The following is a 13,501-nucleotide window of genomic DNA, read 5'->3' as shown; positions in this document are numbered from 1 at the left end:
ATCAGAACTCGTCGTCGAACGACACCGAGCCCTCCACCGCCATCTGGTAGGCGGAGGCACGGCGCTCGAAGAAGTTCGTCAGCTCCTGGACGTTCTGCAACTCCATGAAGGAGAACGGGTTCTGCGAGCCGTAGCGGACCGGCAGGCCCAACCGGGCCAGTCGCTGGTCGGCGACGGCCTGCAGGTACTCGCGCATGGACTCGGTGTTCATCCCCGGCAGACCGTCCCCACACAGGTCGCGGGCGAACTGCAGCTCGGCCTCCACCGCCTCCTCCAGCATCGCGGTGACCTGCTTGCCCATGTCCTCGTCGAACAGGTCCGGCTCCTCCTCCCGGACGGTGTCCACCACCTGGAAGGCGAAGTCCATGTGCATCGACTCGTCGCGGAACACCCAGTTGGTGCCGGTCGCCAGGCCGTGCAGCAGGCCGCGGGAGCGGAACCAGTAGACGTAGGCGAAGGCGCCGTAGAAGAACAGGCCCTCGATGCAGGCCGCGAAGCAGATCAGGTTGAGCAGGAAGCGGCGGCGCTCCTCCTTGGTGCGCAGCCGGTCGATCTGCTCGACCGAGTCCATCCACTTGAAGCAGAACTGCGCCTTCTCGCGGATCGACGGGATGTTCTCCACCGCTGCGAAGGCCGCCGCCCGGTCGTCGTGGTCCGGCAGGTAGGTGTCCAGCAGGGTCAGATAGAACTGGACGTGCACCGCCTCCTCGAACAGCTGGCGCGACAGGTACAGCCGTGCCTCGGGGGAGTTGATGTGCTTGTAGAGCGTCAGCACCAGGTTGTTGGCGACGATCGAGTCACCGGTGGCGAAGAACGCCACCAGGCGGCTGATCAGGTGCTGCTCCCCCGGGGAGAGTTTGGCCAGGTCCGCCACGTCGGAGTGGAGGTCGACCTCCTCCACGTGCCAGGTGTTCTTGATCGCGTTGCGGTAGTGCTCGTAGAAGTCCGGGTAGCGCATGGGGCGCAGGGTGAGTTCGAAGCCCGGGTCGAGCAGGTTCTTCGGCTTGTTCTCGTCAGGCATTACTGGCAGGCCTCGCAGGACTCGGGGTTTTCCAGGGAGCAGGCGACCGCTTCCTCGGCGGTCGGCTGGGCGGGGACGCTCTGCGCGGCGCCGGACGCGGCGCGGGCGATCCTGGTCGCCGGGCGTGAGCGCAGGTAGTACGTGGTCTTCAGGCCCTGCTTCCAGGCGTAGGCGTACATCGAGCTGAGCTTGCCGATGGTGGGCGACGCCATGAACAGGTTGAGCGACTGGCTCTGGTCCAGGTACGCGGTACGCGCCGCGGCCATGTCGATCAGCGCACGCTGCGGGATCTCCCAGGCGGTGCGGTACAGCGACCGTACGTCCTCGGGCAGCCAACTGAGCTCCTGCACCGAGCCGTTGGACTCCCGCAGCGCCTCACGGGTGGCGGCGTCCCACACGCCGAGCTTCTTCAGGTCGGCCACCAGGTAGGAGTTGACCTGGAGGAACTCCCCGCTGAGCGTCTCGCGCTTGAACAGGTTGGAGACCTGCGGCTCGATGCACTCGTAGACACCCGCGATCGAGGCGATGGTCGCGGTCGGCGCGATGGCCAGCAGCAGCGAGTTGCGCATGCCGGAGCGGGCCATCCGGGCGCGCAGCTCGGCCCAGCGCCGCGGCCAGTGCTCGGTGGTGTCGTAGTGGTCGGGGTGCAGCACCCCGCGGGCGGCGCGGGTCTCGGACCAGGCCGGGTGCGGGCCGTGCCGCTCGGCCAGCGCGCAGGACTGCTCGTAGGCGGCGAGCATGATCCGCTCGGCGATCCGGGTGGACAGCTCCTTGGCCTCCGCGGAGTCGAACGGCAGCCGCAGCGCGAAGAACACGTCCTGCAGGCCCATCACGCCCAACCCCACCGGGCGCCAGCGCTGGTTGGAGGCGGCGGCCTGCTCGGTCGGGTAGAAGTTGATGTCCACCACCCGGTCCAGGAAGGTCACCGCGGTCCGCACGGTGGCGTCCAGCCGCTCCCAGTCCATCGCGCCGTCGGTGCCCAGGTGGGCAGCCAGGTTGACCGAGCCGAGGTTGCACACCGCGGTCTCGCCGTCGTCGGTCACCTCCAGGATCTCGGTGCACAGGTTGGACGAGTGCACCACCCGGCCCGGCTCGGCGGTCTGGTTGGCGGTGCGGTTGGAGGCGTCCTTGAACGTCATCCAGCCGTTGCCGGTCTGCGCGAGCGTGCGCATCATCCGGGCGTACAGCTGGCGCGCCGGTACCCGCTTGACGAAGCGTCCCGCCGCCTCGGCCTCGCGGTACGCGGCGTCGAACTCCTCGCCCCACAGGTCGACCAGGTCGGGCACGTCGGAGGGGGAGAACAGCGACCACTCGGCGTCCGCCTCGACCCGGCGCATGAACTCGTCCGGGATCCAGTGCGCGAGGTTGAGGTTGTGGGTACGGCGGGCGTCCTCACCGGTGTTGTCCCGCAGCTCCAGGAACTCCTCGATGTCCGCGTGCCAGGTCTCCAGGTAGACACAGGCCGCGCCCTTGCGACGGCCGCCCTGGTTGACCGCGGCGACCGAGGCGTCGAGGGTGCGCAGGAACGGCACGATGCCGTTGGAGTGCCCGTTGGTGCCGCGGATCAGCGAACCACGGGAGCGGATGCGGGAGTACGGCAGCCCGATGCCGCCCGCGTGCTTGGACAGCCGGGCGACCTGGTGGTAGCGCTCGTAGATCGAGTCCAGCTCGTCCAGCGGGGAGTCCAGCAGGTAGCAGGACGACATCTGGGGGTGCCGGGTACCGGAGTTGAACAGCGTCGGTGAGCTGGGCAGGTAGTCCAGGCGGCTCATCAGCCGGTAGAGCGAGGCGACCTCGTCCAGTGCGCCTGGCGACTCGTTCTCCGCCAGACCGCAGGCGACGCGGAGCATGAAGTGCTGCGGGGTCTCGATGACCTGCCGGGTGATGGGGTGCCGCAGCAGGTAGCGGCTGTGCAGGGTGCGCAGCCCGAAGTAGCCGAAGCGGTCGTCGCCTTCGGGGTCGACCAGCGCGTCGAGGCGATCGGCGTGGGCGCGGACGAACGCGGCGGTGCCGTCGGCGATCAGGCCCTCGCGGTGGCCGGTGGCGATCGACTCGGTGAACGTGGTCACCCCCTGGCCAGCCGCCTCCTCGGTGATCGCCCGGGCCAACAGCCGGGCCGCCAGACGGCTGTACTGCGGGTCCTCGGAGATCAGCCCGGCGGCCGCCTCGGTGGCCAGCGCGCGCAGCTCCGCCTCGTCGGAACCGGCATGCCGTCCGCGCAGGGCGGCGGCGGCCACCCGTCCGGGAGCGGTGTCCGGGAGATCGGCGGTCAACTCCGTGAGGACCCGGAGCAGTTCCGTGCCTGGTTCGGCCTCCGAGCCAGAGGCGATGGCTGACTCGGGGTCTGCGGGCGCGATGGTCACGGTGGTCTCTCTCCCTCGTAGCGGCGGCGACGCGGGAGGAGCGCGGGCGCGCACGGGCAGCCCGCACCGAGACCGGCCAGGGGCACCCCGTATCGCGTCCGCCGGCCCAACCCGCGAGGCCCGGACAACACAGCACCGTCTCCGGGCAGTCCGGAGGGTGCGCCGTCGGCAGGTCGTCGGACTCACGGGTACGCCTGGGCACCCGCACACCGTTGCGGGGCAGTCCCGGACTCACTCCCCCACGCCTTAAGGGCGTGGGCGGTACCCCCTCGCTTCCCCTGTGGCGACAGCGGTGACGAGCATACATCTAGTGCCGCATGCCCGAGCCGCCCCTAGATGTTGTGTCGGGAGGCAGGAAAATGGAACTGGAGTTCCGGCGCCAAAGTGGCTACAGTTCCACCGCGAACGTCCACAGCACGGCGCCGGGCCCCACTTCCCAGTCCCGCTCCGGGGTGCGCCGGAAGCCGAGCCTGCCGTACAGCCGGTGGGCGGCGGTCATTTTCTGGCCGCTGGATATGACGACCCGTCGCAGCCCCAACTCCCGCGCCCGGTCCAGGCACGCGCGCACCAACTGCTCGGCGGCGCCCCGCCGTCGCGCGGTGGGCGCCACCACGAGCATCCGGAACTCGCCCTCGCCGGGCAGCGCCAACTCCGCGTACTCGGTGCCGGGTGCGGCGAACGCCACGGAGCCCAGCACCTCGTCGCTCACCGCGTCCACGGCCACCAGGACCTCGGCGTGCTCGGCCCGGTGCCGGGCGTCACGCAGCACGGCCACGTAGGGGCTGTCGGCGCCTCGGGCCAGCAGGCCCTCGTCAACGTAGGTGCGGGCGGTGAGTTCGCCCACGGTGTCCAGTTCCTCGGGGCGGGCGGGGCGGATGATGATGTCCATGCTGGCAGTGTGCCGCAGGGGTCCGACAATCCGCCGCGACGGGGGAGTTGGGGCTTTGCCCCCCGGCTCCCTAATGTCCGCCGGTGGGCACCGGTGGCAACTCGTCGCCGTGCGGGGGCAGTTGCTCCCGTGCCGCGGGCCGCGGCCCCTCGGCCGTGTAGTCCGACGGGGCGGTCTCATCCACCCCGTCGGGTGTGCCCAGGGCCTTGAACGCGACGGTGAGCACGACCGCGACCGCCACGTTCAGCACGAACGCGGTCAAGCCGATGTAGCCGATCTGCCCGATGCCCGGGATCAGCTTGGAACTGCCCCCGAAGTGCGCCTGGGTCGGGCTGGCCACCGTCCACGCCGCCCACGTCCCGTACGCCATGCCGACCAGCCAGCCCGCCAGCAGCGCCCAGCGGTGGAACCACCGGGTGTAAAGGCCCGCGACGATCGCCGGGAAGGTCTGCAGGATCCAGATGCCGCCCAGCAACTGGAAGTTGATGGCCACCGTCTTGTCCATGGTGAGCACGAAGACCAGCGCCCCGACCTTGACCACCAGCGAGACCAGTTTGGAGACCCTGGTCTCCTGCTCGGGGGTGGCGTTCGGCCGCAGGAAATCCTTGTACACATTGCGGGTGAAAAGGTTCGCGGCGGCGATGGACATGATCGCCGCGGGAACCAGCGCGCCGATTCCGATCGCCGCGAAGGACAGCCCCGCGAACCACGACGGGAACATGTTGGAGAACAGCTGCGGAATGGCCAACTGGGCGTTGTAGCCCTTGACTCCCTTGCCCACCCCGTCGGCGATCGCCATGAAGCCGAGCATCGCCAGCAACCCCAGCATCACCGAGTACAGCGGCAGGATGGTGGTGTTGCGGCGCACCACGTTGCGGCTGCGGCTGGAGAGGGTGGCGGTGATCGAGTGCGGATACATGAACAACGCGAGCGCGGAGCCCAGCGCCAACGTGGCGTAGGCCCACTGGTTCTTGGCGCTGCTCACCAATTCACCGCGCGGCTTTCCGGTCGCCGGGTTGACCTTGGCGTACGCCTGGCTCGCCGAGTGGAAGATGTGCTGGAAACCGCCCAGTCGAATCGGGATGTAGATGATGGCCACCGCGATGACGATGTAGATCAGCGCGTCCTTGACGAACGCGATCAGCGCGGGCGCGCGCAGCCCGGAGGAGTAGGTGTACGCGGCCAGTACCGCGAAGGCGATCAGTAGCGGAAGATCCTTGACGAACCAGTTGGTGGACGCGCCGCCGCCGACTCCCATCACGTCCAACACCGCCTGGATGCCGACCAGTTGCAGGGCGATGTACGGCATCGTGGCGAGGATGCCGGTCACCGCCACCGCCAGCGACAGGCCCCGCGATCCGTAGCGCCCCCTGACGAAGTCCGACGGCGTCACGTAGCCGCGGCTCCTGGCGACCGACCACAGCCGGGGCAGGAAGCAGAAGATCATCGGGTAGACGAGGATGGTGTACGGCACCGCGAAGAACCCGGAGGCGCCCGCGGCATAGACCGCCGCCGGAACCGCGACGAACGTGTAGGCGGTGTAGAGGTCACCGCCCAGCAGGAACCAGGTGATCCAGGTACCGAAGCTGCGTCCGCCGAGCCCCCATTCGTCCAGGTGCAGGGCGTTCTCGGCGCGCCGCCAGCGGGCGGCGAGGAAGCCGAGCACGGTGACCAGCAGGAAGAAGACGACGAAGACGGTGAGCGCCACCCCGTTGACCCCGTGCTTCATGCCGCCCCCTCCGAATCCTCGGCCCGCCGCGCGCGCTCCTCGCGCCGGATCAGCACGTAGGCGATCGATGTGAGACCGGTGGAGATCACCACCCAGGCCATCTGGTACCAGTAGAAGAACGGGATCCCGATGAAGGCCGGGGTCGGCCGGGCGTACGAGCTGACCCACAGCGTGGCGACGAACGGGAGAATCAGGCAGACCGCCGCCACCACCCGGGAGGTGGTGATGACCGGTTGGGACTTCGGCGGCGGTTCTGACATGACTGCGGCTCCCCGATTTCGACGCGTCTACCGGTAGTGAGCAGGCAATCTAGGCCACGGCCGGGTAGTAGTCACTACCCGGCCGCATATCGAGTCAGCCACGGCTCGCCGCCGCGGGGTGAGGGGTGCGTTCCGGGGCTGCGCCCCGGCCTCCCGCTGTGCCGGGGCTGCGCCCCTGGACCCCGCTTTGGGGTTGTGGCTCTGGGGTCGCCTGCCGGGGCAGGGCGGGTTGGGGGCTTGCCCCGAACGATCCCTGCCCCAGGCGTCAGCTGGGGCGTTGGAGGCGGGCTACGAACTTGTAGCGGTCGCCGCGGTAGACGGAGCGGACCCATTCGACCGGTTCACCGGCGGTGTCGATGGAGTGCCGGGAGAGCAGCAGCATCGGCAGGCCGACGTCGGTGCCGAGCAGACCCGCCTCGCGCGGGGTGGCCAACGAGGTCTCGATGGTCTCCTCAGCCTCCGCCAGCCGCACGTCGTAGACCTCGGCCAACGCCGTGTAGAGCGAGGTGTGTTTGGCCAGGTTGCGGCGGAGCTGCGGGAAGCGCTTGGCGGACAGATGGGTGGTCTCGATCGCCATCGGCTCACCGTTGGCCAGCCGCAGCCGCTCGATGCGCAGCACCCGGCCGCCCGTCTTTATGTCGAGCAGCCCGGCCAGCCGGTCGTCGGCCGCCACATAGCCGATGTCCAGCAGTTGGGAGGCGGGCTCCAGCCCCTGCGCCCGCATGTCCTCGGTGTACGAGGTGAGTTGCAGCACCTGGGCGACCTTGGGCTTGGCGACGAACGTGCCCTTGCCCTGGATGCGCTCCAGACGGCCTTCGACGACGAGTTCCTGGAGCGCCTGGCGGACCGTGGTGCGTGAGGTGTCGAACTCCGCGGCCAGTGTGCGCTCCGGCGGTACGGGGGTGCCGGGCGGCATGGTCTGGGTGAGGTCGAGCAAGTGCCGCTTGAGGCGGTAGTACTTCGGCACGCGCGCCGTGCGTGTACCGGACGCCGCCGCGTTCTCCGGCGTCTGAGACGCATCCGTGGCGGTCGCCGCGGCGTCCCCGTCGGTCTTCATGCGCTGTGCTCCCGACTCCTTCTCGGCTGCCGTCACCGGCTCCTCCGTCCAATAGCGGCTCACATCGTGGCACGGCGTGCGCCGTGCACGTAGCGGTAAGCGGACGTCGTAGGTCAGGTGTCGGTCCGGTAACGGACTCGACAGCCGCTCTTATACACCCTTGACACCCCTAAAGGTCTAGGCCAAGCTCCCCGGTACTGGTCTAAACCATTAAAGACCAGGGGCGAGTCTCTGGCACCTTCAGGAGGGTGGCGTGATGCGCAAGCGCAGGGCGGCGATAGCCGTATTGGGTGCCACGGTCATGGCCGTGTCGGTCGCCGCGTGCGGTTCCGGTAAGAGTGACAAGGCGTCGGGTCCGGGGGACTTCAAGGGCAAGACCCTCACCGTCTGGTTGATGAGCGGCTCCAACCCGCCCGGTTGGACCAAGGACATCACGGCCGCCTTCGAGAAGAAATACCCCGGCGCCAAGCTCAGCGTTCAGGTCCAGCAGTGGAACGGCATCCAGCAGAAGCTGACCACCGCCCTGTCCGAGGACACCCCGCCGGACGTCGTCGAGGTCGGCAACACCCAGACCCCGTACTACGCGGCCACCGGCGGCCTGATGGACCTCACCGGCGACAAGGCGGCCCTCGGCGGCAACGACTGGACCCCGGCGATGAACGCCTCCGCCGTCTACCAGGGCAAGCAGTTCGCCGCCCCCTGGTACTTCTCCAACCGGGTCGTCGTCTACAACAAGAAGATCTGGGCCGACGCCGGGATCAAGGACACCCCCAGGACCCAGGACGACCTCTTCAAGGATCTCGACGCCATCAAGGCCAAGGGCACCCAGGACGCCCTCTACGCACCGGGCCAGGACTGGTACTCCTTCGACGGGTTCCTGCTGGACGCGGGCGCGGACCTGGTGAGGAAGAACGGCGACTCCTATGTCTCCAACCTCGACTCGCCACAAGCCGCCGCGGCCGTCAACCTCTACAAGAAGCTCAACTCCTACGGCACCGCGCCCAAGGACAAGGACGAGGCGACCCCGCAGCAGTCCGACGTGTTCGCCAAGGGCGACGTCGGGGCGTTCATCGGCTTCGGCTGGGAGGCGGCTGGCGCGATCGCCAAGAACCCGCAGCTGAAGGACGAGATCGGCTACTTCCCGATCCCGGGCAGGACCGCCGACAAGCCCGCCAGGGTCTTCCTCGGCGGCTCCAACCTGGCCGTCTCACAGGCCAGCAAGAACCCGGAGCTGGCCAAGGACTTCCTGAAGCTGGCGCTGTCCGACCAGTTCGAGGGCGAACTGGCCAAGGAGGGCGGAGTGATCCCCAACAAGACCTCGCTCGACTCCAACCTGGCCGGCAACCCGTTCGCCACCGCCGCCTCCACCGCCGCGGCGAACGGCGGCACCACCCCGCTGATCCCCGCCTGGGGGAACGTGGAGAACAAGCCCAACCCGATCTCCACCATCTTCATGACCGGTGTGCTCCAGGGCCAGGACCCCTCGGCCGCCGCCAAGCAGGCCGACGCCGAGATCAACAAGCGGCTCAGCCAGAAGCAGTAAGCGGTACGCGCGGGGCCGCCGCACCGGCGGCCCCGTCCGTACCCCAGGGCGCCAGGGCAGCAGCGGGGAGGAACACCACAGCATGGGTGCGCAGTCGACCGGGACGCGAACACGTCCCCCCAGCGGGAGCACACCGCCGACCCCGCCACCGCCCGCGGACCGCGGGCGGACCGCGGGCGGGCTGGCCGCGCGCGGCGCCCCGTACCTGCTGATCCTCCCGGCACTGCTGGCGACCGCCGCCCTGCTGGCCTATCCGCTGCTGCGCAACCTGCTCATCTCGTTCCAGAACCTCAACGCCTTCCAGCTGATCCAACACACCACCGAGTGGACCGGGTTCGGCAACTACACCGACCAGCTGACCAGTTCGGCCTTCTGGCACACCGCCTTCCGCTCGGTGCTGTTCACCGCCGCCAACGTGGCGCTGATCATGGCGGGCGGCACACTGGTCGGTCTGCTGCTGAACCGGCTGGGCAAGCGGATGCGGCTGCTGCTGTCACTGGGGCTGATCCTCGCCTGGGCGATGCCCTTCGTCGCCGGGACGACGGTCTACCAGTGGCTGTTCGACTCGCAGTACGGAGTCGTCAACTGGGGCCTGGCCAAGCTCGGTTGGCACGCGATGGCCGGGTACAACTGGTTCGGTGGGCAGTTCTCCACCTTCTCCGTCATCACCGTGATGATCGTCTGGCAGTCCGTTCCGTTCGTCGCGCTCAACCTCTACGCCGGGTTGACCACGATCTCCGCGGAGCTGTTCGAGGCGGCCCGGATGGACGGGGCGACGGCCTGGCGCACCTTCCGCTCGGTGACCTTCCCGATCCTGCGGCCGTTCTTCCTGAGCACGACCTTCCTGGAGATCATCTGGGTCTTCAAGGCCTTCACCCAGGTCTACGCGCTCAACGCGGGCGGACCCGCGGGCTCCACCGAGACCCTGCCGGTCTACGCCTTCATCGAAGGGGTCGGCAACCAGCACTACGGCGTGGGCGCGGCGATCTCCACTCTCACCATCCTGATCCTGCTGGCGCTGATGTCCTATTACTTCCGGATCATTCTGAAGCAGGAGGACGACCTGTGAGGCGCTCGCTCCTGGGACGCGTGTGGCCCAACGCCGTCGCCGTCCTGCTGTTCGTGTTCTTCGTCTTCCCCGTCTACTGGATGGCGACCACGGCCTTCAAACCGGACATCGACATCATCAGCAGGACCCCGGACTTCGTCCCGCTCCACGGCACCCTCGCCCACTTCGACAAGGCGGTGCACGCCAGCGGCTTTTGGACCCTGGTGCGCAACAGCTTCACCGTCACGCTCGGCGCGGTGCTGCTCTCCCTGGCGATCGCGCTGCTGGCGTCGTTCGCGCTCGCCCGCATGCGGTTCCGGGGGCGCAAGGCGTTCGTGCTGGTGGTGATGGTGGCGCAGATGGCGCCCTGGGAGGTCATGACGATCTCCGTCTACATGATCGTCCGCGACCAGGACCAGCTCAACAGCCTGCTTCCGCTGACCCTCTTCTACATGATGATGGTGCTGCCCTTCACCATCTGGACGCTGCGCGGCTTCATCGCCGCGGTGCCCAAGGAGTTGGAGGAGTCGGCCCTGGTCGACGGCTGCACCCGCGTCCAGGCGTTCGGCCGCGTGGTCTTCCCGCTGCTCGCCCCCGGGCTGATGGCCACCTCGCTGTTCGGCTTCATCACCGCGTGGAACGAGTTCCCGCTGGTGCTCATCCTCAACAAGCAGAGCGGTCAGACCCTGCCGCTGTGGCTCACCCAGTTCCAGACCAACTTCGGTGACGACTGGGGCGCCACGATGGCCGCCTCCACCCTTTTCACCGTCCCCGTGGTGATCGTGTTCCTGATCCTCCAGCGCAAGGCCGTCGGCGGACTGACCGCAGGGGCGGTGAAGGGATGACCATGCTGACAACGGACACCGTGACGCGTGACGCGCTCGGCGTGCTCCAGCCCGGTTTCACCGGCACCACCGCCCCGGACTGGCTGCTGCGGCGGCTGGACGAGGGGCTCGGCTCGGTCGCGCTGTTCGCCCGGAACATCGAGTCACCGGAGCAACTCGCCACGCTCACCGCCCGGTTGACGGCCCGCTCCCCGCAGCTGATCGTCGCCGCCGACGAGGAGGGCGGCGACGTCACCCGGCTGGAATCCCGCACCGGCTCCTCCTTCCCCGGCAACCACGCCCTGGGCGCGGTGGACGACCCGGAGCTGACCCGTGCCGTCGCCCGGGAGCTGGGACACCGGCTGAGGGAGTGTGGTGTCAACCTCAACTGGGCACCGTCCGCCGACGTCAACTCCAATCCCGACAACCCGGTCATCGGGGTACGGTCCTTCGGCGCCGACCCCGAACTGGTGGCCCGGCACACCGCCGCCTACGTCGAGGGACTGCAGCAGTCCGGGGTGGCCGCCTGCACCAAGCACTTCCCCGGCCACGGCGACACCGCCGTCGACTCGCACCACGACCTGCCGCGCATCGACGCCGACCTGAACACGCTGTACGCCCGTGAACTGGTGCCGTTCCGGGCCGCGCTGGCCGCCGGGACCAAGGCCGTGATGAGCGCGCACATCCTGCTCCCGGCCGTCGACCGGGCGCTGCCCGCCACGCTCAGCCCCGCCGCGCTCACCGGACTGCTGCGGGCGCCCGAATCCCAGGGCGGCCTCGGCTACCAGGGGGTCATCGCCACCGACGCGGTGGAGATGCGCGCCATCACCGCCACCTACGGCATCGAACGCGGCACGGTACTGGCGCTGGCCGCGGGCGCCGACGCGATCTGCGTGGGCGGCAACCTCGCCGACGAGGAGACGGTACTGCGGCTGCGGGACGCGCTGGTACGGGCGGTGCGCTCCGGCGAACTGCCCGAGGAACGGCTCGCCGACGCCGCGGCACGGGTACGGGCGCTGGGGGAGTGGGTCGGTACGCGGTCGGGCGCGGTGCGGGACCGTGGCGACCGGCACCCCGGCATCGGGCTCGTCGCCGCCCGGCGGGCGCTGCGGGTGACCCGGCTCGCCCCCTACCGGGCGCCCGAAGGCGCGGTGTTCACGGCGGCGTTCACCCCGGTGGCCAACATCGCGGTCGGTGACGAGACGCCGTGGGGCGTCGCGGCCGAGCTGCGGCGGCTGCTGCCGGGCACCGAGACCGGTACGTACCGCGAGTCCGACGCGGCGGCGCACGGTCTGCCCGCGTTGGTGGCAAATGTGCTGCACTCAGCGGCGGACCGTAGGATCGTCATCGTGGTTCGTGACGTGCACCGCCACCGGTGGATGGCCGACGCGCTGGCATGCCTGGTGGCCGCCCGGCCGGACTCGGTGGTGGTCGAGATGGGCGTGCCGCAGGCCCCGCCGACCGGCGCGCTGCACATCGCGACCCATGGTGCGGCCCGCGTGTGCGGGCGAGCAGCCGCGGAGGTCATCGTCGGCAACGGCGCTGGGCGCTGACGCAGCCGCGAACACGAAAACCAAGCAGCCTGGAGGCTCATCGCATGTCCGCCCCGACTCCGACCCAGCAGGACCCCCAGCCGGGCCGGATCATGTCCGGCGAAATGGCCCAGCAGCCCGCGGTGCTGCGCCGCATCCTTGACGAGGGCGCCCCGAAGATCCGGAAGATCGCCGAGCAGATCGCCGCGCGCAACCCCCGCTTCGTGCTGCTCACCGCTCGCGGCACCTCCGACAACGCGGCGCTGTACGCGAAGTACCTGATCGAGGTGCTGCTGGGCAAGCCCGCGGGCCTGACCTCCATGTCCACCACCACGGCCTACGGCGCCCAGCCGGACCTGACCGACGTGCTGGTCATCACGGTCAGCCAGTCCGGCGGCTCGCCCGACCTGGTCGCCTCCACCCAGGCCGCCCGGGATGCCGGTGCGATCACCCTGGCGGTGACCAACAACGCCGACTCGCCGCTCGCCGAGGTCTCCGAGTTCCACATCGACGTACTGGCCGGGCCGGAGAAGGCGCTGCCCGCGACCAAGACGTACACCGCCGAGCTGCTGGCGCTGTACCTGTTCGTCGAGGGGCTGCGCGGCGGCGACGGCTCCGCCGCCGAGGTGCTGCCGGAGCTGGCCCAGCAGATCCTGGACCGGCAGGCCGAGGTCAAGCAGTTGGCGGCGCGCTACCGGTTCGCCGAGCGGCTGGTGCTCACCTCGCGCGGTTACGGCTACCCGACCGCGAAGGAGGCCGCGCTGAAGCTGATGGAGACCAGCTACATCCCGGCGCTCTCCTTCTCCGGCGCGGACCTGCTGCACGGGCCGCTGGCCATGGTGGACAACGTCTCGCCGGTGATAGCCATCGTGACCGAGGGCAAGGGCGGCCAGGCGCTCCAGCCGGTGCTCGACCGGCTGCGCGGGCGCGGCGCCGACCTGGTGGTGATCGGCAACCAGGCCCAGGTGGACGCCGCCTCGGCCGGTTTCGTATTGCCCACCAGCGGCGTGGCCGAGGAGGTCCAGCCGATCCTGGAGATCATCCCGCTCCAGATGCTGGCCTACGAGGTCACCATCGCCCGCGGCCAGGACCCGGACGCGCCAAGGGCTCTCGCCAAGGTGACGGAGACTCGCTGATCGCTGAGAGCCCCGCCCGTGGAACGGGCGGGGCTCTCAGGCTGTCGAAAACACCCGCGGGCCGCGGCGCCGGGAAGGGACCCTCAGCCCTTCCGGCAC

11 protein-coding genes are annotated in these 13,501 nt (G+C 69.4%); 5 read left to right on the top strand and 6 right to left on the bottom strand.

Annotation, left to right across the window (positions count from 1 at the left end):
- Position 1: 1 nt before the first annotated feature.
- From NON19_RS12725 to NON19_RS12700, 6 genes are all read right to left on the bottom strand, one after another.
- Positions 2-1,021 carry a ribonucleotide-diphosphate reductase subunit beta gene (locus tag NON19_RS12725; RefSeq protein ID WP_255927438.1) on the bottom strand — a complete coding sequence of 340 codons (1,020 nt, stop codon included), beginning with the start codon at positions 1,019-1,021 and terminating at the stop codon, positions 2-4.
- On the bottom strand, positions 1,021-3,384 hold the full coding sequence (locus tag NON19_RS12720) for a ribonucleoside-diphosphate reductase subunit alpha (protein ID WP_255927437.1): 2,364 nt from the start codon (positions 3,382-3,384) through the stop codon (positions 1,021-1,023). The genes NON19_RS12725 and NON19_RS12720 overlap by 1 nt, the downstream gene beginning before the upstream one ends.
- A gap of 388 nt (positions 3,385-3,772) precedes the next feature.
- Positions 3,773-4,273 carry a GNAT family N-acetyltransferase gene (locus tag NON19_RS12715; protein ID WP_255927436.1) on the bottom strand — a complete coding sequence of 167 codons (501 nt, stop codon included), beginning with the start codon at positions 4,271-4,273 and terminating at the stop codon, positions 3,773-3,775.
- 70 nt (positions 4,274-4,343) lie between these two features.
- Complete coding sequence (gene mctP / locus NON19_RS12710; protein ID WP_255927435.1) at positions 4,344-6,002, bottom strand: monocarboxylate uptake permease MctP; 1,659 nt, start codon at positions 6,000-6,002, stop codon at positions 4,344-4,346.
- Positions 5,999-6,262, bottom strand: coding sequence for a DUF3311 domain-containing protein (locus tag NON19_RS12705; RefSeq protein ID WP_255927434.1), 264 nt, complete (start codon positions 6,260-6,262; stop codon positions 5,999-6,001). The genes mctP and NON19_RS12705 overlap by 4 nt, the downstream gene beginning before the upstream one ends.
- 265 nt (positions 6,263-6,527) lie before the next feature.
- Complete coding sequence (locus tag NON19_RS12700) at positions 6,528-7,319, bottom strand: GntR family transcriptional regulator (RefSeq protein WP_255927592.1); 792 nt, start codon at positions 7,317-7,319, stop codon at positions 6,528-6,530.
- Positions 7,320-7,575: 256 nt separating this feature from the next.
- On the opposite strand from NON19_RS12700, the gene NON19_RS12695 reads away from it, so the two are divergent.
- The 5 genes from NON19_RS12695 to NON19_RS12675 all read left to right on the top strand — a co-directional run bounded on the left by NON19_RS12695 (position 7,576) and on the right by NON19_RS12675 (position 13,402).
- The gene (locus tag NON19_RS12695; protein ID WP_255927433.1) at positions 7,576-8,862 is read left to right on the top strand and encodes an extracellular solute-binding protein; all 1,287 of its coding nucleotides are present in this window, start codon (positions 7,576-7,578) and stop codon (positions 8,860-8,862) included.
- Between the two features lie 82 nt (positions 8,863-8,944).
- On the top strand, positions 8,945-9,931 hold the full coding sequence (locus NON19_RS12690) for a carbohydrate ABC transporter permease (RefSeq protein ID WP_255927431.1): 987 nt from the start codon (positions 8,945-8,947) through the stop codon (positions 9,929-9,931).
- Positions 9,928-10,755 (top strand): carbohydrate ABC transporter permease, encoded by an 828-nt coding sequence (locus tag NON19_RS12685; protein WP_255927429.1) that lies wholly within the window; start codon positions 9,928-9,930, stop codon positions 10,753-10,755. Before NON19_RS12690 ends, NON19_RS12685 begins: the two co-directional genes overlap by 4 nt.
- On the top strand, positions 10,752-12,287 hold the full coding sequence (locus NON19_RS12680; protein WP_255927427.1) for a glycoside hydrolase family 3 protein: 1,536 nt from the start codon (positions 10,752-10,754) through the stop codon (positions 12,285-12,287). The genes NON19_RS12685 and NON19_RS12680 overlap by 4 nt, the downstream gene beginning before the upstream one ends.
- 44 nt (positions 12,288-12,331) lie before the next feature.
- On the top strand, positions 12,332-13,402 hold the full coding sequence (locus tag NON19_RS12675) for an SIS domain-containing protein (protein WP_255927426.1): 1,071 nt from the start codon (positions 12,332-12,334) through the stop codon (positions 13,400-13,402).
- Positions 13,403-13,501: the final 99 nt, after the last annotated feature.

It is taken from the genome of Streptantibioticus rubrisoli (assembly GCF_024436055.1).
Lineage (GTDB): Bacteria > Actinomycetota > Actinomycetes > Streptomycetales > Streptomycetaceae > Streptantibioticus_A > Streptantibioticus_A rubrisoli.
This window is presented reverse-complemented; position numbering and strand designations above follow the sequence as displayed.